Raw genomic sequence first — 20,226 nt, 5'->3', positions numbered from 1 at the left:
GGGGGCATGAAAGAATCCCGCGCCCTTGCCCTTGCCGCCCTGCTCAGCCTCACCGCCCTGGCCGGATGCGGCGGCGGCGATTCCTCGCAGAAGGCCGCCACCGCCGCGCATGACCGCCCGGACACGCTGTTCGGCACCAGCAACGCCGGCCCGCTGCTCGTGCACACCATCCCACTACACTGTCCGCAAGTCGCCGTGCTGCAACAGGCGCAGACGCTGAGCGCCTTCCTTCCTGGCCGGTCGGACGTGGCGGCCCAGCTCACCACCGCGCAGCTCACCAGCTTCACCGGCGATTGCGTGCTGGAGAAGGAGAAGCATGCCGTGCTGCTGCACATCAAACCGAGCTTCCTGGCCGATAACGGCCCGGCGAATAACGGCAAGCCGCTCACCCTCACCTGGTTCGCCGCCATCACCAATGGCAACAACATCCTCTCCAAATCCGACTACAACGTCACGCTGAAGTTCAACGGCAACGCCACCACCACGACCGCCACCGGCAAGGCGGTGAAGATCGAGGTGCCGAACGTGCCGGATTCGGAGCAGCTGCAGATCCTGCTCGGCTTCGAGATGACGCCCGACCAGCTGGCCTACGCCGCCGCCCACCCCAACGCCGCCCCGTAAAGGCGGATCGCCCGTGCCGCTTATGCGGCGCGGGTTTCCTCAAGACCGATCCTCGCCCGGCAATCGCCCGAGAGCGGCACTATCGCGCCATCGCTTGCGCGGTGCACCGAGATCGTCTGGCGCGCCTCGCCCGCCAGCCCGCCGGGCACGCGGAAGCTGAACATCGCCCGCCCCTTGCCAATACCCGCCGCGGCCAGATCCTCGCGCAGATCGCAGGCCAGCACGGTGCCCAGCACCTCGTCCCCGTGCCGGATCTCCAGCAGCACCGGCAATTCGGGGTTGGCCATGTCCTGCGCCCAGCCCTCAACCAGCCCATCCTCCTCGACCAGATCCACAAAGCCTCGCAACACCCCCGGCGCCGCGCGCGCCGCCGCGCGAGCCACCACGGACCGCAACACGGCATCCAGCGCCGGGCCACGCTCGGGGCGCGGGGCGCAGAGGGCGATCTCATCCGGCTCCACATAACCGGGGAACAAAGCGTGGAATTCGGCGAGGTTATGGAACTGGTTCCGCAGGCCCGGGCCGTCGGCAAAGCTCTCGGCCTGCACGCCCTCGGCGATCACGCAGTCATGCGTCTCCAGCTCGATGGCATAATACGCCACCAACTCCGGCGCTTCATCCTGCAATACGGTAACGCCATTGACGAGGCTCTGCGCCAGCACCAGCGTCTCCTCCAGCAACACCGCATGGCCGGGCGAGAGCGACAGATCACGCACCGGCAGCCCCTCGCCCAACGCCCCGGCCAGGATGCGCACGGGGATCTTCTCCGGGTTGGCGGCGATAAACCGCCCGGCATAATCCTGCCGCCCGATCCATTTGATCCGCTGGGGTCCGGCATAGCGGGTCAGCACCTCGTCGCCCGCGCGCAAGCTTTCCACCAGGCGCTCGCCTTCCGGCGTGAGGATGTTCGTGCCGCGCAGATAGCAGAGATGGATCTCCGTCCCCGCCCCAACGGCGCTGAAGGTGATTTCATTGGCGGTGAAGCTGCCAACAAGGTCGAGCTGCACCGTGCTTGAGCCGTTGGAGAGGTCGAGCGCGTAGGTATCGGTGCCGCCAAGCTGAATCAGCTGGTCCGAGGTGGCGGTGAAGCCTTCCAGCACCAGCGTGTCGGCGCCGCTGAAGCCGCTGATCATCTCCCCGCCGCCGAGTTCGGCAAGATTGCCCTCCAGCGTCCAGGTGCTGGCGGTGTCGAACACGATATTGTCGAACCCGGTGACCGTGCCGCCCATGTCGAACGTGCCGGCGGAGCTGCTGGAAGCCAGCTCCAGCGTGGCATTGGCGGCGGCATTAACGGCGATGCTGCCCCCGAAGGACGCCCCGGCCCCCAGCACCAGCCGGTCGCTTCCGCCACCGCCCATATACAGCGCCGTGGTCGCGCCCTGGATTACACCGGAATCGAATACCGTGCCGCCATTCTGCAGATCCACGCCGATGCTGCCAGTTGACAGGATGGTGCCGCTATTGCCCAGCACAGCTGTGCCGGACCAGTCGGCAATGGCTGCTCCCCTCGTGCCCTGAACCAATCCGGCATTGCCGATGGTGTTCACCATCGTGCCCGGGCTGGCTGAGGTGCCGCGCTGGTAGATCTCGATGCCGTATTGGCCGCTGATCACGCCCCCGGCGTTATTGACGATGATGGCCCCGGCATTGGCGATGGTGTCCTCGCCCACGCTAAGCGCCGCCCCACTGCCGGAAGCTGTGCCCGTGCTGGCGATCGTGCCCGCGTTGAACACGGTGACGGTATTGCGCGCGCGCAGTTCCGCACCGCCCGAATAACCCGCGATCATACCGGCATTCATCAGCGTGCCGCCGCCATCCATCTGCACGGCGTAACCAGCCTGCGCCCCGCCCACCGAAGTCGTGATGACGCCGGTTACGTCGTTGCCGAGATAGGACGCGTTGGTGCCCTGCTCCAGCACCGCGCCCATCACGCCGCTGATGCTCCCGGCATTGAGCACCGTGCCCGCCCCGGTGAGAATGATGCCAACCGACACCGTACCCTCGACCGCCCCGGTGTTCATGACCATAGCGCCCGTGGAGCCCTGCCCGCCGCCAACGAAAATGCCCGCCGCGCTCTCGATCAGCCCGGCATTGATCACAGTGCCCGGCGCGCCGAGCACAATGCCGGCGTCAAACCAATTACTGGCATTGGTGCCGTGGCTCTCAATCGTGCCCAGATTGGTGATGTTGGCGGTGATGCTGGCAGGTGCGAACAGAGCCGCGGAAAGAATCTCGGGCGTTAACGTGCCGTTGATATTGATGGTACCAACCCCCGCCGGACCATAGGCATTGATGACGCCGGTAGTTCCGAGGGTCGCATTCGCCGTGCCGGCTGACAGAGTGACCTCGGAAGTATACGTACCATTAAAAGTCGTCATCAATGCCCCTGTTTGAAGCGAAGTGTTGATAATTATCTTTCCGGTACAAGCAGCGGGGATTCGTTCGCCATGAGGCAGATCAACAATTTGTTAACGAACCATTCCACCCTGACCCGCCGCGCTTTGCTGCAAACCGCCGCCCTGGCCCCCGCCGCCGCCCTGGCGGATGCAGCCCCGGTCATCCGGCTGCGCCTGCTGGAAACCTCGGACCTGCACAGCTTCGTCGAGGATTACGACTATTTCCGCGACGAGCCTGACGAGAGCGTCGGGCTGACCAAAGTTGCCACCCTGGCCGCCGCCGCGCGGGCCGGGGCGCCCAATTCCATGCTGTTCGACAACGGCGACATCATCCAGGGCACCCCACTGGCCGATTACGTGGCCCTGCCCGGCAATTTCCCCGCCGATGGCATCCACCCCACCATCCGCGCCATGAACACCATGGGCTACGATGCCGCCACGCTCGGCAACCACGAGTTCAATTACGGGCTTGACCTGCTGAACAAGACCCTGGCCGGGACAAAATTCCCCTTCTGCTCGGCCAATTACCTACACGCCGACGGCTCCCCCTGCCTGCCCCCCACCCTGCTGCTGGAGCGCGAATTCACCGCCGAGGATGGCGGCAAGCACAAGCTGAAAATCGGCGTCATCGGCTTCCTCCCGCCGCAGATCACACATTGGGACCGCGACCATCTGGGCGGGCAGGTCCGCACGCGCGACATTGTGGAAGCGGCGCAGACCCATGTGCCCGCCCTGCGCGCCCAGGCGGATCTCGTCATCGCGCTCTCCCATTCCGGCATCTCCGCCGCCCCGCGCCAGGGCGGCGAGGAAAACGCCAGCCTGTACCTCTCCCAGGTGCCGGGCATCGACGTCATCTTCACCGGCCATTCCCACCGCACCTTCCCAAGCCCCGACTACGCCGGGATGGACGGGGTGGACGCCACGCGCGGCACGCTGAACGGCATCCCCGCCGTGATGCCGGGCTTCTGGGGCGGGGAGCTGGGACAGATCGACCTGACCCTCACCCGATCCGGCGGCAAATGGGTGGTCAGCGATTTCACCTGCACCACCCTGCCCATCTGCCAGCGCCAGGACCGGGACGTGATCTCGCTGGCCGCCAACAACGCGACGGTAGATGCCGCCGTGGCCCCCGAGCACCAAAAGACCCTGGCCTGGATTCGCCAACCCATCGGCCAGCTCACCCGCCCGGTGAACTCCTATCTGGCGCTGGTGAACGGGGCGGACAGCTCCCTCGCTTTGGTGAACGCGGCGCAAGCTTGGTACGCCACGCCGCTGCTCCCGGTCTCGGTGCAGGGCCTGCCGGTACTCTCCGCCGCCGCCCCCTTCAAGGAGGGCTACCAGTCCCCCGAGAATTACGTGGACCTCCCCGCCGGCGGCATCGCCATCCGGGATGTGGCGGATCTCTACAGCTACCCCAACACCGTGGCGGCGCTGCGGGTGAAGGGCGTCACACTGCGCGAATGGCTGGAGCGTTCGGCGGGCATCTTCAACCGCATCGACCCGGATAACCCCGCCCCCCAGGCTCTGCTGCGCCCGCGCATCCCCTCTTATATCTTCGACGTCATCGCAGGCGTGACCTACGAGATCGACCTCACCCAACCCAACCGCTACGGCGCGCACGGGCTGCAGCACCCCAATGCGCGGCGCATCGTCAATCTCCGCTACCAGGGCGCGCCGGTGGACGACGCGCAAGAGTTCGTCGTCGTCACCAACAATTACCGCGCCGATAGCGGGGGCATCGTGCACGACCCGGCGGATGTAGTGCTGCGCGCGCCGGACAAGACGCAGGATGTGATCGTCCGCTACATCATGGCGCAACGGCAGGTGAACATGGCCACGCCGGAAATCTGGCGCTTCGTCCCCCTCGGCAGCCCGGTCACGGCGGTGTTCGAGAGCGCACCGGAAGCCGCAAAAGCGCTGCTGCCGCTGGGCATCACCAGCCAGGGCGATTCGGGCGACGGCTACACACGCTACGCCGTGCAACTCAGCTAGGAGTATTTTCCGGTTGTTCCGCCCGCGTATCCGGGCCAACTGAGAGCCAGATAAACCGCCGGAACAACACGCAATGGCCCGAACCATTCCAGAAATGCGGCTTTTCTGCCACAGCGCCCCGGAAATTCCGCCCGGCACCGGTTTTCCGCTGGCTCGCTCACGCATGCTGTTGTTAACAAAATCGCGACGGATTGCACAAAAACAGGCACCGTCTGGGAGCCCTTGCCTTGTTTAGCCGCTGGTTTTCCGCCTTGTGGTTAAGCTCCGGCCTCGCTTTGGCGCAGGCCGCCGACGCCTCGCCTGCCGCCATCACCTATCCCTCGGGGAGCTGGGTTACCAACAATAGCGGGACCGTGATCAGCGTCGCCCAATGCGGGACAGATCTGTGCGCGCGCATCTCGGGCATGGTGCTGGACCACCCGACCGACCCCGCCCCGATCGACTGGCGCGGCCAGCTGCAATGCCACGACATCATCTTCCAAGTCTCCCCGCATCCGCATGACAACGGCTCGATCACCTGGACCGGCACCGTGACCGACCCGCGCAACGGCAACAGGTACAGCGCTTCGGTCTGGTTCGATGCGCAGAACAACCTGCATATGCGCGGCTATGTGGGCCTGCCACTCCTTGGCGAGACGCAGGTCTGGTACCCTTACACCCAGCCCACGCCTAGCGATTGCCTGATACGCCCGGCCAGGTGATCGCGCCGCGCAGGATCGGCCGCACCGCCGGATTGCGCGCGATATAGGCGAGGCTGGCCATCATCAGCCCGCCGAACATGGCCGCCGAGATCACCGGCGAGACCAGCAGATAGCGCGGGATCGGCCAGATCCAGGCCAGCCAGCACATGGCGCCGGTCTGCGCCACCAGCCCCATGCCCCACACCACGGTGAGCCAGCGGAACGCCGCCGGCACGCCGGGCCGGGCCCAAAGGGACTCATAAGCCTCGAACCCCGCGACCGTGTTGCGGGACATGGCGGCGCGCGCCAGGTAAAAGATGAGCGGGCGCTTGAGCAGCAGCGAGGCTAAAAACGTCAGCCCGACCACGCCGGTCACCATCGCGTCGCGGATCTGGATCAGCCTGGGCGAGCCGCCCATCGCCGTGGCCACCACGGTGAACAGGATGCTCGCCACCACGATCAGTGAAATCGCGTCGATCCGCTTCGTGCGGGCCAGCTCCACCGTACTCCACAGCAAGGGCGGCACGGCGGAGACAATCAGCGCCCAGCTATCGCCATAGGCATCGTCCAATGCCTCGTACACGAGGTAGGGAGCGATGAAATTGACGGCAATTTCGGGACCGGCGGAGAGGATGCCCTTCAGCGGATCAGCCCCGACATCGGCGAGGACGCCGTGGCGAAGCCCTTGCGCGGAATGCGCCCGGCGCGGAAGGCAAGGCGCCCAGCCTCCACGCCATGCTTCATGGCCTGGGCCATCAGCACCGGGTCTTCGGCCAAGGCGATGGCGGAATTCACCAGCACCGCGTCGCAACCCAGCTCCATGGCGAAGGCGGCATCCCAGGCGGTGCCCACGCCGGCATCCACCAGCACCGGCACCTTCACGGTCTCGATAATGCTCTGGATCATCAGCGGATTCTGCACACCAAGCCCCGAACCGATGGGCGCGCCCAGCGGCATGATGGCGACACAGCCCATGTCCTCAAGCTTCTTCGCCGCCACCGGGTCATCGGCGCAGTACACCATCACCTCGAACCCGTCCTTCACCAGCGCCTCGGCGGCGAGCAGGGTGGCGGCCATGTCCGGGTAGAGCAGCGGCGGCGGGCCGAGCACTTCCAGCTTCACCAGATTCCACCCCCCCGCCTCGCGCGCCAGGCGCAGCGTGCGCACGGCTTCATCGGCGGTGAAGCACCCGGCGGTGTTGGGCAGATAGGTGTAGCGCTTGGGGCTCACGTAATCCTGCAGCATCGGCGCGTTACGGTCCGAGAGGTTCACGCGCCGCACCGCCACCGTCACCATCTCGGCGCCGGAGGCCTCGATGGCCGCGGCGGTGGTCTCCAGATCCTTATATTTGCCGGTACCCACCACCAGACGGGAAGAGAAGCTCCGCCCGGCGACGGTCCAGACATCGCCGCCCTGCTGCACGCTGCCATCCATGTTCAGCCACCCCCGACGAAATGCACGATCTCGATTGCGTCCCTCGTGTCCAGCAGCGTGGACTCATAGAGCGAGCGCGGCACGATCTCCAGATTACGCTCCACCGCCACCTTGCGGCGGTCCAGCTCCATGAGTGCGAGCAGCCCCGCCACGCTGGTGCCGCGCGGCAGCTCCATGGCCTCGCCATTCACCGTAAACGCCAGCATCTCAACCGTATTATTCATGCGCCGCATTATCGGGATGCCCCCTCGTCCCCGCAAGAGGCGGTCAAAAATTTGCGTCCCCCCGCAAGGGGCGCTTAAACATTTGGCCAGCGCGATGCCCCTATGCTAGCGGGTTCCTCCATCATGGCAGCACCACTTATTTTGGTCCTCAACGGGCCGAACCTGAACCTCCTGGGCACGCGCGAGCCGGAGATCTACGGCACCGCGACGCTGGACGACCTCGAGACCCTCTGCGCGGAAACCGCGGAAGGCCTGGGTTTAGCCATCGAATGCCGCCAGACCAACCTGGAGGGCGAGCTGATCACCTGGGTGCAGGAAGCACGCGAACGCGCCGCGGGTGTCGTCATCAATCCGGCCGGGTATTCGCATACCTCGGTTGCGCTGATGGACGCGATTTCCGCGCTCGAGATCCCGGTCATCGAGGTGCATCTGTCCAACATCCACAAGCGCGAATCCTTCCGCCACCACTCTTATGTGTCCCACGCGGCCACGGGGGTGATTTGCGGGCTGGGATTTGCGGGCTATAGGCTGGCGCTGATTGCCCTCTCCGACATCCTGGAAGAAGAAGACGACCAATGAGCCTTACATTCGACCCCAAGACCCTGGCCGAACTCGCAGCCCTGCTGAACGAGACAGGCCTCTCTGAGATCGAACTGGCCGAGGGCGACCGCAAGGTGCGGCTGGCCCGCGCCATCACCCAGGTGGCCGTTGCCGCCCCCGCCCCGGTGGCCGTTGCCGCCGCCCCGGCGCCTACCGCCGTGCCCGCCGCCGCTCCTGTCGCTGCCGACCTCTCCAAGCATCCCGGCCTGGTGAAGAGCCCGATGGTCGGTGTGGCCTATCTCTCCGCCGAGCCCGGCGCACCCGCTTATGTGAGCGTGGGCCAGACCGTCGAGGCCGGCGCCACCCTGCTGCTCATCGAGGCGATGAAGACCTTCAACCAGATCAAGGCCCCGCGCGCGGGCGTGGTGAAGCAGGTCCTGGTCACCTCCGGTGCGCCGGTGGAGTTCGACGAGCCGCTGGTCATCATCGAATAAGATGTTCAAAAAGATCCTCATCGCCAATCGTGGCGAAATCGCGCTGCGCGTGCTGCGCGCCTGCCGCGAATTGGGAATCGCCTCGGTCGCGGTGCACTCCACCGCCGATGCCGACGCCATGCATGTGCGCCTCGCGGATGAGAGCGTGTGCATCGGCCCGCCGCTGGCGCGCGATTCCTACCTTAACATGCCCGCCATCATCTCGGCCGCCCTCATCACCGGCGCCGAAGCGATCCATCCGGGCTATGGCTTCCTCTCCGAGAACGCCGCCTTTGCCGAGATGGTTGAGGCGCATAACCTCGTGTTCATCGGCCCCACCGCGCAGCATATCCGCATGATGGGCGACAAGATCACCGCCAAGACCACCATGGCGGAGCTTGGCGTGCCGCTGGTCCCTGGCTCGCCGGGCGAGCTGGCCTCGCTGGATGAGGCCCGCGAAGTCGCAGAGCGGATCATGTACCCTGTGCTGATCAAGGCTGCCGCCGGTGGCGGCGGGCGCGGCATGAAGGTCGCCCGCGCGGCGGACGAGCTGGAAGCCGCTTGGCGCGAGGCCCGCGCGGAAGCCGGTGCCGCCTTCGGCAACAACGCCGTGTATATGGAAAAGTATCTCGACAAGCCCCGGCACATCGAGCTGCAGATCCTGGCCGACAACCATGGCGAAGTGGTGCATATCGGCGAGCGTGACTGCTCGCTCCAGCGCCGCCACCAGAAGGTGCTGGAAGAGGCTGGCTCCCCGGTCATCAGCCCCGAGCAGCGCGACGCTTTGGGCAAGACCGTGACCACCGCGCTGAAGAAGATCGGCTACCGCAACGCGGGAACGCTGGAATTCCTGTACCAGGACGGGCAGTTCGCCTTCATCGAGATGAACACCCGCCTGCAGGTGGAGCATCCGGTCTCGGAGGCGATCTCGGGCATCGATCTGGTACGCGAGCAGATCCGCATCGCCGCCGGGCAGCCTTTGGGCTACACCCAGGACGATGTCGTCCTCTCCGGCCATGCCATCGAATGCCGCATCACCGCAGAGGACCCGGAAACCTTCGCCCCCTCGCCGGGGCGCGTGGAAGTGTTCCATCCACCGGGCGGTCTGGGCGTGCGTGTGGATAGCGCCCTCTACGCGGGGTACCGCGTGCCGCCGCATTACGACAGCCTGATCGCCAAGCTGATCACCTATGGCAAGACGCGCGAGGAAGCCATCGCCCGCATGAAGCGCGCGCTGCACGAGTTCGTCATCAGCGGCATCAAGACCACCATCCCGCTGCACCAGCGCATCCTCGAAGCGCCGGATTTCGTCGCGGGCGATTACACCATCCACTGGCTGGAACGCTTCGTCGCCGGGTAAAGTGGGGACGTCGAAATCATTTGGCACTCTGACTTGTCCGGCCAACCGGACTTGGCGACGCGCATAGGTGCCATATAGCACTGCAGCAGCACCTGCCCGGCGACTAGCCGACCGGCGCGGGCGACCAGAATTTCCTCGCCGCCGGCGACGGCGGCGAGGAAATAAAAAAATGGGTTTTGGCGGCGTGGATGTTAACGGTCTGCATGAAAGATCTCCGGCACCCGCAAAGTAACAGGTTCAACTTGACTAAGAGCTCCTTTCAAAACCCCGTCGGGCTGACCCAGATGGAGCCATTTTCAAGTCACCGGAGCGCGACAATGTGACGCTAGGCGGGCCTCGTGGGGAGTTTTGAACGGGCCTCTAAGTTTAGCTCAACCTGCGCAACATGACCGGCGGACTAACCGTTCGGGTCATGCAAATCGCATCGCTCGTGGTCATGGGTAGCAGCAGTTCATCCTGCGGTGGTAAATTCCGCCCCCGGATCGCCGCACTTCCTGCGCTTCAGCACGTGCTTGGCCGTTGCATAGCGGCAGTCAGGATGGCCCTGCCGGTACAGCCGCCAACTCCTGGCTGTCATCGCGCTCCGGCCTCACCATATCCCACACCTCAGGCGTGACCAGACGGCGGCTAAGGACAGCGGCGCCCAAGACCACGGGGGATGGGCTTTGTATGACCTCAACAGTCAATACGCCAATCACATTGCATAAATTAAACTGGACTAAGTCTGGTTTAATTTATTACTTGGCGGCTATCGGAGACCATTCATGCAGACCGTCAACATCCACGCCGCCAAAACCCATCTGTCCCGCCTGCTCGATGCTGTTGCCGGCGGCGAGGAAATCCTGATCGCCCGCGCCGGCCGGCCCATCGCCCGGCTAGTGCCGTTGCAGGGCCAAGCGGTGCCCCCGCGCCGCCGCCTGGGCCTGCTGGCCGGGCAGATCACGGTGCCGGAAGATTTCGATGCGCCATTGTCGGAAGACATCCTCGGCAGCTTCGAGGGTCGTTGATGCGCCTGCTGCTCGATACCCATTTGCTGCTCTGGGCCTTGGCCGAGCCTGACCGCCTTGACGCCACCACCCGGACGGCGCTGGAGGATGCCGGCAACGAAGTGCTGTTCAGCGCCGCCAGCCTCTGGGAAATCGCCATCAAGGCCGGGCTCGGCCGGCCCGACTTTGCCTTCGAGCCGCGGCAGATCCTGTGCGCGGCCCTGGATACCGGCTTTGTTGAGCTTCCCGTCCATGCTGATGCCGCCATTCTGGTGGCCAAGCTGCCGCCGCATCACCGCGATCCCTTCGACCGCCTGCTGATCGCACAGGCGATGAGCGAGCCGGTGCGTTTCTACACCGCCGATCCTGTGCTTCCGCCTTATTCCGAACTTGTCACCCTGGTCGGCTAGCGCCAGCCACCCGTTATGATGTGGAGCCCTTGCCCATGAGCACCAAAACCCCGTTGAAGCGCGGCACCGATCCGAACAGCGGCGGCAGCTTTGAACTTTATGACGACTGGCTGGATGAATGCGCGGGCGCGGATGTGGTGCATCTTCGCCTCGATGGCGTGTCTTTCCAGGCCTTGGCGGAACCGGGCCGGCTGGGCGTGACGTTGAACATTCCCCGCCCCCTCGCCGTCCAGCTCGGCTTGATCGACGCAACAGACGAGCTTCCCACTGCAGAGAGCCCGGAAGGGACCTCCAGCGCTTCAGCTGATTGAGCAGCTTTGCCTGACTCGGGGGCCAAGATGTCAGAGCCACAAACCGCCGCCCCGGCCACGGCGCTGCCCGAGTACCGGCTGAAAGTCAGGTTCTACGACGGCACCTAGGGCATCGTGGATATGCGGGCGCTGGTGCACTCGCCCGATGCCGGGGGGGTTCGCAGTCTGGCGCTACGGAACTAAAAGGAACGAGATGTGCCTGAAATTCGGAGGCAAGATAGGTTGTGACCCTGTGTAGACCATCAGGGCCAAAATTGCCTGCCCGGCCCACCGCAAAGCTCAGAAAATTGACCAAAACCCCATAACCCAGCCAGCCCCGCAGGTTCGTACATGGGCGGCTTTCAAACGCCCCCCTCCTCGATGCACCTCCAGCCCTGCCAGGGCTGCATCCGAACCCCTTCACCGTCTTCGCGCAAGACGATGCCGCGAACGCCTCACTTAACTCGGACATAAAACCGGTCTTTTACGGGGCGAAAAATCAAAATAGATTATTTTAATTCATTGATATATAACCAATTTTGTAAGCAAAAAATCGGACGCCAAAGCGGACACTAAAGTGGTCGGTGATCGCGGCGAGAACACCTCCCTTATGCAGCCATTGCTGATTGGGAAGACGTCGAAACGTCGTCACGAACTAACCGATCTTGCGCTGGACCTGGCTGCCAAAAGCGCCGGCTTCCGCCGTTCCCTTCCAGAACACCTCCTCGCATCGCTTGCCAATCTCGTATTGGCAATGAATTGCTATTACAGCAACCTAATCGAAGGTCACGACATTCATCCGATCGACATCGAGCGCGCGCTTAAGGACGACTACAGTCAAGACGCCAGGAAGCGTAATCTTCAGCTTGAGGCCAAGGCCCACATAACCGTTCAACAATGGATCAACGGCGGGGGCATTAAGGGACGCACGACCACGGTCGAGTCAATCACCGAAATTCATCACCGCTTTTGCACAGCGTTGCCAGATGATCTCCTTTGGGTGGAAGCCCCTGTAACGAAGGAGAAGATCAAGGTCATCCCCGGTCGCTTCCGCCACAGTGATGTTGCTGTCGGTCGCCATATTCCTGTCAGTGCACCTGCCATACCTCGTTTTCTAAAACGCTATGAGAAAGTCTATTCACAGCTAGGTAAGGCCGAAACGGTGTTAGCGACGGCGGCCGCGCATCACCGCTTGGCCTGGATTCACCCCTTTGTCGACGGCAACGGCCGCGTAGCACGATTGCTCTCGCATGCGATGCTGCTGGATTCAATCGACACCGGCACAGTATGGCCGGTTGCGTGCGGGCTTGCGCGCAACGTCAATTCCTAAAAAAGCCACCTCGCGGCATGCGATCTAAAGCGACGCAACAATCTCGATGGCAGAGGCAATCTCAGCGAAGATAGTCTTACGTCGTTTACGAAATTCTTCCTTACGACCTGTCTTGATCAGGTCAACTTCATGGAAAGATTGATGCAACCCGATCAACTTCGCGCGCATATTCGTCTGTGGGCTGAAGAAGAAATTCGGTTGGACAGGCTGCCACCTAAATCAGGTGAAATGCTCGAAGCGCTAATCTACAGGAAGGGTTCCACCGCCGACCCGCGATTGCAAAATCCACACTTCTGTGCGGAATTGCGCAGCGCAGCCCGGATGTCGAGGAAGGCGAAGTCGCTACCAGATTTTGTGGCCATTTAGACAACTCGATAGTTCCCAATACAGACACTTACACCGGCAGATTGATGGCGATACGAAGGCCGCCGCCGGGGCGGTCGAGCAGGCGGATGGCGCCGCCATGGGCGATGACGATATCGCTGGCGATGGTGAGCCCAAGGCCGGTACCGGCGGGGTCCTCGCTCTCGAAAGGCCGGAGCAGGGTTTCGCGCTTGATGGCGGGAATGCCGGGGCCATCATCGTCGATGAGGATTTGCAGCTCACGCGGGCCGATGAGGCGGGCGCTGACCCAGATGCGGGTGGCGTGGCGACGGGCGTTGTCGATGAGATTGGTCAGCGCACGGCGCATCGCCTCAGGGCGGAGCGTGGCGGTCAGGCCCGGCAAGGCGTCCAGGCTGACCTTCGCCCCGGCACGGCGAGCGGCGGTGCAGACATCGTCGAGCAGCACCGCGATGTCGGAGGGTACGGGCTGCTCGCTGCCCTCGCCACGGGCGAAGTTGAGGTAGACGGCAATGAGCCGCTCCATCTCCTCGATGTCGCCGGTCATGTCGGCGAGGTCCTGCGCCGGGATTTGCGGCTGCATCGCCAAGGCCAGTCGCAACCGGGTGAGCGGCGTGCGCAGATCGTGCGAGACCCCGGCCAGCATGGTGGTGCGCTGCACGAGGAAGCGGCGTAGGCGCTCGCGCATGCGGTTGAAGGCGGTGGCGGCGCGGCGCACCTCGATGGCCCCTTCCGGGCGGATCGGCCCTTCATCGCGCCCCGTGCCGAAGGCCTCAGCGGCGGCGGCCAAACGGCGTATGCCCCGCACCTGGGTGCGCAGGAACAGCGCCGCCACGCCGAACAGCAGCGCGGCGCTGCCGATCACCCAGATCAGGAACAGGTAGAACGTACCGATATACAGGCGCTTGCGCGGCACATGGATGTCGAGCACGCCATTGGGCATCTGCACGTTGATGACGATGGTGCCGGGTAGGGCATTCCAGGCCACGTTGAAGGGCCGGTGCAGTTGGACGGTGAGCGCGTGGGCGAGATCCTTGTCCACCGGGCCGGGAACATCGGGGCGCGGGAGTTGGCGCAGCACCTCTCCGGGGAGAAAGCTGGTGGCGAACTGGAAATGCTGGTCGGCCTGCTGGGTGATGGCGGCGCGGCTGCTTGGCGCGGCGTCAATCTCGCCGACCATCAGCCCCACCTCACCGGCCACCCCACCAGCCAGACGGCGGGACAGCTCGCTGAGGTGGTTGCCGTAGAAGATCTGTAACGCCACCGCCTGAAGCAGCACCATCGGGATCAGCACGATCAGCAGCGAACGCCCGAGCAACCCACGCGGCAGGACCTTGCGGACGGCGCGTTCGGCGCCGAAATCCTCAAACTTCACGGCCCCGGCTTCAGCGTGTAGCCCTTGCCACGCACCGTGTGCAGGAAGCGCGGCTCGCGCGGGTCGGGCTCGATCTTGCGGCGCAGCCGGGTCACCTGCACGTCGATGGCCCGCTCATTCACGTCGTCCAGCCCCAGCGCCACGGCCAAGACCTCGCGCGAGAGGATCTCATGCGGCCGTGCGGCCAAAGCGGCGAGCAGCGCCAACTCCGCGCCGGTGAGCCGGATACGCGCATTGGCCGAGACCAGCTCGCCACGGGCGGGGTCGAATGTCGCCGGGCCAAGCTGCAGCGGGGCAGCGGGCACGGCGGCGGGCTGGGCGCGGCGCAGCATGGCGCGGATACGCGCCACCAGCACGCGCGGGTCGAACGGCTTGCCTAGATAGTCATCCGCCCCGGCCTCGAACCCGGCAACGATATCCTCGGGCGTGTCCCGCGCGGTGAGCAGCAGGATCGGCATTTCCGGCGCGCGTTCGGCGCGCAGGCCGCTGGTCAGCTCCAGCCCAGTCTCGCCGGGCATCATCACGTCCAGCACCATCAGGTCGAAATCCAGGAAACGCAGCTTGTCCCGCGCCTCGGCGGCGGATCCCGCCAGGGTCACGCGGAAACCCTGCTCGGCGAGAAAACGCGCGGCGAGCTGGCTCAGCCGGGTATCGTCATCCACCAGCAAGATATGCGGGGCGTCGCCGCTCATGCCTTAGGAGCCGCTCCGCTGCCCCTTGCCGCGATGCGGGTCCTGGCCGTCGATATAATCGCGCCCCTGCTGGTTCATCACCCCGCGCAGCACGCGCTTGAAGCCGTCCACCGCCGGGCCGCCGGCCTCGCGGTACGCGCTAACCAGCCTCTCGCGCTGCGCATCGAACAGCTTGCGCTCCAGCGCGGTCCCTTTCTCGGTCAGCGTCAGCAAGCGCTGGCGGCGGTCCTGCGCGCCAGGGGCCTGGGCCACGTAGCCCTCGCGGATCAGCGGGCCGAGCACGCGAGTCAGGCTCTGCTTGGTAATGCCCAGGATGGTCAGCAACTCACCCACGGTCAGGCCGGGGCGGCGGGCGATCCAGTGCAGGCAGCGGTGATGCGCCCGGCCATAGCCAAGCTCTCCCAGAATTGCATCCGGCGCCTCGGTAAGGTCGCGATGCGCGAAAAACATCATATCCTGCGCCAGACGAAGCTCATCCTCGCGCAAAAACAACAACCCCACACCGGGAGCGGTGTGCGCGGTGCCGGGCTGGGTTTCGCGTTTCGTGGCCGGGAAGGGTTGAGTAGAAGGGTCTGGCATGGCAATTTCTTGGTCTGAGGGGTATGCCCTGCGCTGGCAGGGCAGTACGGCTGACTAATATACTATTCTTTCCTGTCTTGTTAGAGTAGCGCAAACGGAGATTTTTGACCATGGCGCTGGTTCCTTTTGACGATCGTGACGGCTTCATCTGGTGGGATGGCAAGCTCATCCCCTGGCGTGAGGCGAAGCTGCACGTACTCAGCCATGGGTTGCACTACGCTTCTGCCGTGTTTGAGGGCGAGCGCTCCTATGGTGGCAACATCTTCAAGCTGGACGCGCATACGGACCGCCTGATCGAGTCCGGCCGCATCCTCGGCTTCGAGATCCCCTTCACCCGCGAGCAGATCAACCAGGCCTGCGTCGACGTGCTGAAGGCCAACAACCTGACGGACGCGTATCTGCGCCCGCTGGCTTGGCGCGGCGCGGAGCAGCTCTCGGTTTCCGCGCAGCAGACCAAGATCCACCTGATGGTGGCGTGCTGGGAATGGCCGAACCTGTTCGGGGCTGACCGCATGAAGGGCGTGCGCCTTGGCCTCGCCGATTGGCGCCGCCCGCACCCGCAAACCGCCCCCACCGCCGCCAAGGCCGCGGGGCTGTATATGATCGGCACCATGTCGAAGCATAAGGCCGAGGCCGAGGGCTTCAACGACGCGCTGATGTACACCTGGGACGGGTTCGTGGGCGAGGTCACCGGCGCGAACATCTTCTTCGTGCTGGACGGCAAGCTGCACACCCCCAAGCCGGACTGCTTCCTGGACGGCATCACCCGCAAGACGGTGATCCAGCTGGCCAAGGCGCGCGGGATCGAGGTGGTCGAGCGCCATATCCTGCCCGAGGAGCTGCCGAATTTCGGCGAGGCCTTCGTGACCGGCACCGCCGCCGAGATCACCCCGGTGCGCCAGATCGGCGAGCTGCACTTCGAGCCGAGCACCATCACCGAGACACTCAAATCCGACTACGAAGCGCTGGTGCTGATGTCGCCGGAAGAGGTGGAGAAGCGGGCCGCGTAAAACGCAAATATATTTACGGAAGTTTTTTGGGTGCCGCCTTTTTTACAAAAAAGGCGGCATTCTTTTTGCGAAGCTTGCTAAACCTCGGCGTTGCCACCCGAGAGCACCACGCCCACCACCTGTCCCGGAAACTTGGCCTTGCCAGACAGCAGCGCCGCCAACGCGACAGCACCGCCCGGCTCCACCACCAGCTTCAGATTCCGCGCGGCAAAGCGCATCGCCGCGCGCACCTCGTCGTCGCTGGCCACGAACCCGGCCGTCACCAGCCTCTGGTTGATGGGGAAGGTCTGCTTGCCCGGTGTTGGGGTCAGCAGCGCGTCGCAGAATTTGCTGCCGCGCATATCGTTGCGTACGCGCTCGCCCAAAGCCAGGGAGCGAGCGGTATCATCCCAGTCTTCCGGCTCGGCGGTGAAACATTTTGTGCCCGGCGAGGCCTCGGACAGCGCCAGGGCGCAACCAGCCATCAGCCCGCCGCCCCCGGCGGGAGAGAGGAAGGCATCCATGGTCAGCCCCTCGCCAGCGGCATCCTCGGCCAACTCCAGCGCCAGCGTGCCCTGCCCGGCCATTACATCCACATGATCGTAAGGCGGGATCAGTGACGCCCCGGTGCGGGCCACGATTTCCGCCGCGATGGCCTCGCGGTTGCCGCTTTCGCGGTCGTACAGCACCACCTCAGCCCCCCAGAAGGCGGTGGAGTCGCGCTTGATGGCGGGGGCATCGGCGGGCATCACGATGGTCGCGGGCACGCCCAAGGCCGACGCCGCGCAGGCCACCGCCTGACCGTGATTACCCGAGGAATAAGCCACCACCCCAGCGACCCGCACATCCGGGGCCAGCGAAAGCAGGGCGTTGGTGGCGCCGCGCAGCTTGAAGCTGCCGGTGCGTTGCAGCATCTCGGGTTTCACCAGCACAGCCGCCCCCACGGCGCGGTCCAGCGCCGCGTTGCGCAACATGGGGGTACGCGCAATCAGCCCCTTGATGCGCTCTGCCGCCGCGCGGACGGAAGCCGGTGTCACGCTCATGGGCGCGGCAGCCATGTGCCGGGCAATAGCGCGATGTATTTGCATAGCCGGTAAGTCTGCACGGGCTTGCCGTCCCGCTCGCGGGTCAGCGTGCCGATCTGCTCGCAAGGCGCGTGCGGGCGGTGCGTGATCATGATGCCTGCCTCCCCGTACAGCGATGCGGGCTGCCAGTCGAAATAGCTCCAGCGCGGCTCAAACCCCACCACGCGCAGCCCGGGCGGGGCGTAATAGGCCAGGGCGGCGGCGGTGGCATAATCGTCAGCCACGATGAAATCGGGGTGCAGGGCGGCAAGCTGCGCGCCGAACTGGGGCCAGCCGGCCATTTGCAGGGCGGCGGTGTCCATGCGCGGCGGAATGGGCAAGGGCGCGGCCAAAGCCTGCACATAGACCAGCCCGGTAATGCCAAAGCCCAACACCACGGCCGGTTTACGCCAGCGCGCCAGGAGGGCCGCGGGCAATGTGCCTATAGCGATGCAGGCGGACGGATACAGCACCGCGACCCAGTTGCCCTCCACGCGCTGGGACAGGACATGCTCCAGCAGCACCGCACCGGGCAGCAGCGTCAGCCAGAGCAGCAGGCGCGACCCTGGCGTGTCATCGTGCCGCAGCCCCCATACGCCGCGCACCGCCAGCACGGCGATAACGGGGGTGAACAGGAAGAACTGGCTGCCCAGCAGGCTGGCGACGAACCCCAGCGCCCGCCCTGGCTGAAACCCAGCCTCGCGCCCGCCCTGCTTGAGATAGCTGACCCAGCCATTGGCGGCGTTCCAGGCAATGTCCGGCGCAAAGACCAGCACCGCCAGCACGGCGGCGGCCCAGGGCCAGGGGGTGCGCAGCCACCGGCGTTCCCGCCGCCCCGCCAGCACCCAGCCGAACACGGCGAGGATGAACAACAGCCCGGTATATTTGGAAAGCAGCGCCAGCCCCGCCGCCAGCCCCGCCGCCAGCCACCAGCCCGGTTTGCCCGAAGAGATCAGCCGCGCCATGGCCCAGATCCCCGCGCTCCAAAAGAACAGCAGCGGGGTATCTGGCGTCATCAGCACCGCGCCGGCGCCGAACAGCAGCGTGGCGTTGAGGCAGGCGGCGGCGGTCAGTCCGGCCCGGCGGCCAGGGAAGAGCCGCTCAGCCGCGTCCCAGAGCAACAACGATCCTGCCAAGGTGGAGAGCGGGCCGAGCAGCCTCACCCCCAACGGCGAGGGGCCGAACAGCGCGGTCCCGGCCCTGATCCACAGCGCCACCATCGGCGGATGGTCGAAATAGCCCGGCTGGAGATGCGTGGACCAGAGGAAGTAATAGGCTTCGTCCGGCACCAAAGGCAGGCGCGCCGCCAGCGCCAAGCGCAGCGCCGTGAGGACCAGCAGCGCCGCGAGTCCGAGGCGCATGCTACCGCACGCGCCAGACCAGCGTGGCGGAGACGGCGTAGTTCCACACCACACCCACGGCCGCACCAGCCGCGCCCGCGAGCAGGCCATGCCCGTTCTCGGCGTACAGCGCCTTGGCGATACCTATATTGGCATAGGCGCCCAGGCTGCACACGGCCAGGAACAGCACCAGCCCGCGCCAGGCGCGCGGCCCCTTCAGTTTCTGGGCGCGGTAGGTGAGCTGGTTGTTCAGCTCGAAATTGGCGATCATCGCCACCACGGTGCCGATGGTCTGCGCCGTGCCGAAGCCGATGCCGAGCGAGCGCGCAGCCTGCAACACCAGGATGTTCACCAACACACCGAACGCGCCGACCAGGGCGAAGGAGATGAAGCGCAGCGGCACGGTCCCCCGCAGGGCCTTGTCCATCAGCAGCCCGGCGAATTGCGCCAGCACCAGCACGTCGAGCTTGCTCTCGCCCGCCTGGCGGGGGCGGAACTTGTAGGGGATCTCGGCGATGGTGAGCCGCCGCGGCGAGGCGAGGATCAGGTCCAGCAGAATCTTGAAGCCCTGGCCGGTGAGCCGCCCGGCGAGTTGCTCGAACAGGTCCCGCCGGAGCAGGAAGAACCCGCTCATCGGGTCGTTGATGCTGGTATGGGTGAGCGCCTGCGCCACGCGGATGCCAGTCTCGGAGAGCTTAACCCGCAGCGGCGAGGAAAGCCCAGCGGAATCCCCGCCCTCGACATGCCGGCTGCCTACCGCCATGTCCGCGCCGATCTGCACGGCTTGCAGCATCAGCGGCAGGCGGGTCTCGTCGTGCTGCATGTCGCCATCGATGACCGCGACATAATCGGCGGAGGAGGACAAAGCCCCCTCGATGACGGCGGAGGAGAGCCCGCGCCGCCCGACACGGCGGATGCAACGCACGCGGACATCCTCGCGCGCCAAGGCCCGCACGGCGGTGGAAGTGCCGTCCGGGCTGTCGTCATCGACGAAGACGACCTCCCAGTCGATGCCGGTAAGCGCGTTGTTGAGGGCTGCCACCATCGGCGCGACATTGGCGCGCTCGTTGTAGCACGGCACGACGACCGTGAGGGTGTAAGACACTGCG

22 protein-coding genes are annotated in these 20,226 nt (G+C 65.2%); 12 read left to right on the top strand and 10 right to left on the bottom strand.

The features are described from left to right. Window positions 1–6: 6 nt before the first annotated feature. Window positions 7–621, top strand: coding sequence for a hypothetical protein (locus HNP71_RS04780; protein WP_183265745.1), 615 nt, complete (start codon window positions 7–9; stop codon window positions 619–621). A 20-nt stretch (window positions 622–641) separates the two neighbouring features. Here the strand turns inward: HNP71_RS04780 and HNP71_RS04775 are convergent, their stop codons facing one another. After that, the gene (locus HNP71_RS04775) at window positions 642–2,999 is read right to left on the bottom strand and encodes a Hint domain-containing protein (protein ID WP_183265744.1); all 2,358 of its coding nucleotides are present in this window, start codon (window positions 2,997–2,999) and stop codon (window positions 642–644) included. 69 nt (window positions 3,000–3,068) lie between these two features. Here HNP71_RS04775 and HNP71_RS04770 point away from each other — a divergent pair, with 69 nt between their 5' ends. Together HNP71_RS04770 and HNP71_RS04765 are read left to right on the top strand one after the other, a co-directional pair. Beyond that, on the top strand, window positions 3,069–5,009 hold the full coding sequence (locus HNP71_RS04770) for a bifunctional 2',3'-cyclic-nucleotide 2'-phosphodiesterase/3'-nucleotidase (RefSeq protein WP_183265743.1): 1,941 nt from the start codon (window positions 3,069–3,071) through the stop codon (window positions 5,007–5,009). 251 nt (window positions 5,010–5,260) lie between these two features. Then, window positions 5,261–5,710 carry a DUF2147 domain-containing protein gene (locus HNP71_RS04765; protein ID WP_183265742.1) on the top strand — a complete coding sequence of 150 codons (450 nt, stop codon included), beginning with the start codon at window positions 5,261–5,263 and terminating at the stop codon, window positions 5,708–5,710. Here HNP71_RS04765 and HNP71_RS04760 read toward each other — a convergent pair. The 3 genes from HNP71_RS04760 to thiS are packed head-to-tail and all read right to left on the bottom strand — an operon-like array spanning window position 5,679 to window position 7,347. Further along, window positions 5,679–6,302 (bottom strand): VC0807 family protein, encoded by a 624-nt coding sequence (locus HNP71_RS04760; RefSeq protein ID WP_343062257.1) that lies wholly within the window; start codon window positions 6,300–6,302, stop codon window positions 5,679–5,681. The genes HNP71_RS04765 and HNP71_RS04760 overlap by 32 nt on opposite strands. A gap of 26 nt (window positions 6,303–6,328) precedes the next feature. Further along, window positions 6,329–7,123 (bottom strand): thiazole synthase, encoded by a 795-nt coding sequence (locus tag HNP71_RS04755; RefSeq protein ID WP_183265740.1) that lies wholly within the window; start codon window positions 7,121–7,123, stop codon window positions 6,329–6,331. Window positions 7,124–7,125: 2 nt separating this feature from the next. Continuing rightward, window positions 7,126–7,347, bottom strand: coding sequence for a sulfur carrier protein ThiS (gene thiS, locus HNP71_RS14360; protein WP_183265739.1), 222 nt, complete (start codon window positions 7,345–7,347; stop codon window positions 7,126–7,128). A 123-nt stretch (window positions 7,348–7,470) separates the two neighbouring features. On the opposite strand from thiS, the gene aroQ reads away from it, so the two are divergent. From aroQ to HNP71_RS14060, 8 genes are all read left to right on the top strand, one after another. After that, on the top strand, window positions 7,471–7,926 hold the full coding sequence (gene aroQ, locus HNP71_RS04745; protein WP_183265738.1) for a type II 3-dehydroquinate dehydratase: 456 nt from the start codon (window positions 7,471–7,473) through the stop codon (window positions 7,924–7,926). Next, window positions 7,923–8,381 (top strand): acetyl-CoA carboxylase biotin carboxyl carrier protein, encoded by a 459-nt coding sequence (gene accB / locus HNP71_RS04740; protein ID WP_183265737.1) that lies wholly within the window; start codon window positions 7,923–7,925, stop codon window positions 8,379–8,381. Before aroQ ends, accB begins: the two co-directional genes overlap by 4 nt. Before the next feature lies 1 nt (window position 8,382). After that, entirely contained in the window at window positions 8,383–9,720 is a 1,338-nt protein-coding gene (gene accC / locus HNP71_RS04735; protein ID WP_183265736.1) for an acetyl-CoA carboxylase biotin carboxylase subunit, read from the top strand. A gap of 764 nt (window positions 9,721–10,484) precedes the next feature. Next, on the top strand, window positions 10,485–10,727 hold the full coding sequence (locus HNP71_RS04730; protein WP_183265735.1) for a type II toxin-antitoxin system Phd/YefM family antitoxin: 243 nt from the start codon (window positions 10,485–10,487) through the stop codon (window positions 10,725–10,727). Further along, a complete protein-coding gene (locus HNP71_RS04725; RefSeq protein ID WP_183265734.1) occupies window positions 10,727–11,116 on the top strand; it encodes a type II toxin-antitoxin system VapC family toxin in 390 nt (129 codons plus the stop codon). Before HNP71_RS04730 ends, HNP71_RS04725 begins: the two co-directional genes overlap by 1 nt. Window positions 11,117–11,151: 35 nt before the next feature. Next, on the top strand, window positions 11,152–11,427 hold the full coding sequence (locus tag HNP71_RS04720; protein ID WP_183265733.1) for a hypothetical protein: 276 nt from the start codon (window positions 11,152–11,154) through the stop codon (window positions 11,425–11,427). Window positions 11,428–11,983: 556 nt separating this feature from the next. Then, on the top strand, window positions 11,984–12,736 hold the full coding sequence (locus HNP71_RS04715; RefSeq protein ID WP_221246636.1) for a Fic family protein: 753 nt from the start codon (window positions 11,984–11,986) through the stop codon (window positions 12,734–12,736). A gap of 129 nt (window positions 12,737–12,865) precedes the next feature. Beyond that, window positions 12,866–13,102: a hypothetical protein gene (locus HNP71_RS14060; protein WP_221246635.1), complete on the top strand. Its 237-nt coding sequence runs from the start codon at window positions 12,866–12,868 to the stop codon at window positions 13,100–13,102. A 28-nt stretch (window positions 13,103–13,130) separates the two neighbouring features. On the opposite strand, the gene HNP71_RS04710 is transcribed toward HNP71_RS14060, so the two are convergent. From HNP71_RS04710 to HNP71_RS04700, 3 genes are read right to left on the bottom strand one after another with little or no spacing between them, the layout of a single operon-like run. Next, entirely contained in the window at window positions 13,131–14,453 is a 1,323-nt protein-coding gene (locus HNP71_RS04710) for an ATP-binding protein (RefSeq protein ID WP_343062207.1), read from the bottom strand. Beyond that, window positions 14,450–15,145, bottom strand: coding sequence for a response regulator transcription factor (locus HNP71_RS04705; protein WP_183265732.1), 696 nt, complete (start codon window positions 15,143–15,145; stop codon window positions 14,450–14,452). The genes HNP71_RS04710 and HNP71_RS04705 overlap by 4 nt, the downstream gene beginning before the upstream one ends. Before the next feature lie 3 nt (window positions 15,146–15,148). Beyond that, entirely contained in the window at window positions 15,149–15,724 is a 576-nt protein-coding gene (locus HNP71_RS04700) for a MarR family winged helix-turn-helix transcriptional regulator (protein WP_183265731.1), read from the bottom strand. 110 nt (window positions 15,725–15,834) lie between these two features. Here HNP71_RS04700 and HNP71_RS04695 point away from each other — a divergent pair, with 110 nt between their 5' ends. Beyond that, complete coding sequence (locus HNP71_RS04695; protein ID WP_183265730.1) at window positions 15,835–16,734, top strand: branched-chain amino acid aminotransferase; 900 nt, start codon at window positions 15,835–15,837, stop codon at window positions 16,732–16,734. A 77-nt stretch (window positions 16,735–16,811) separates the two neighbouring features. Here the strand turns inward: HNP71_RS04695 and HNP71_RS04690 are convergent, their stop codons facing one another. Genes HNP71_RS04690 through HNP71_RS04680 form a run of 3 tightly spaced genes read right to left on the bottom strand, consistent with a single transcriptional unit; the run spans window position 16,812 to window position 20,222 of the window. Next, window positions 16,812–17,756, bottom strand: a complete 945-nt coding sequence (locus HNP71_RS04690) for a threonine ammonia-lyase (RefSeq protein ID WP_221246634.1) — start codon at window positions 17,754–17,756, stop codon at window positions 16,812–16,814. Further along, on the bottom strand, window positions 17,753–19,138 hold the full coding sequence (locus HNP71_RS04685) for a glycosyltransferase family 39 protein (RefSeq protein WP_183265728.1): 1,386 nt from the start codon (window positions 19,136–19,138) through the stop codon (window positions 17,753–17,755). The genes HNP71_RS04690 and HNP71_RS04685 overlap by 4 nt, the downstream gene beginning before the upstream one ends. A 1-nt stretch (window position 19,139) precedes the next feature. After that, window positions 19,140–20,222 carry a glycosyltransferase gene (locus HNP71_RS04680; protein ID WP_183265727.1) on the bottom strand — a complete coding sequence of 361 codons (1,083 nt, stop codon included), beginning with the start codon at window positions 20,220–20,222 and terminating at the stop codon, window positions 19,140–19,142. Window positions 20,223–20,226 lie beyond the last annotated feature (4 nt).

The organism is Acidocella aromatica, assembly GCF_014201825.1.
GTDB lineage: Bacteria > Pseudomonadota > Alphaproteobacteria > Acetobacterales > Acetobacteraceae > Acidocella > Acidocella aromatica.
Note: the sequence above shows the minus strand (reverse complement) of the source record. Positions and strands in the feature narration are given on the sequence as shown.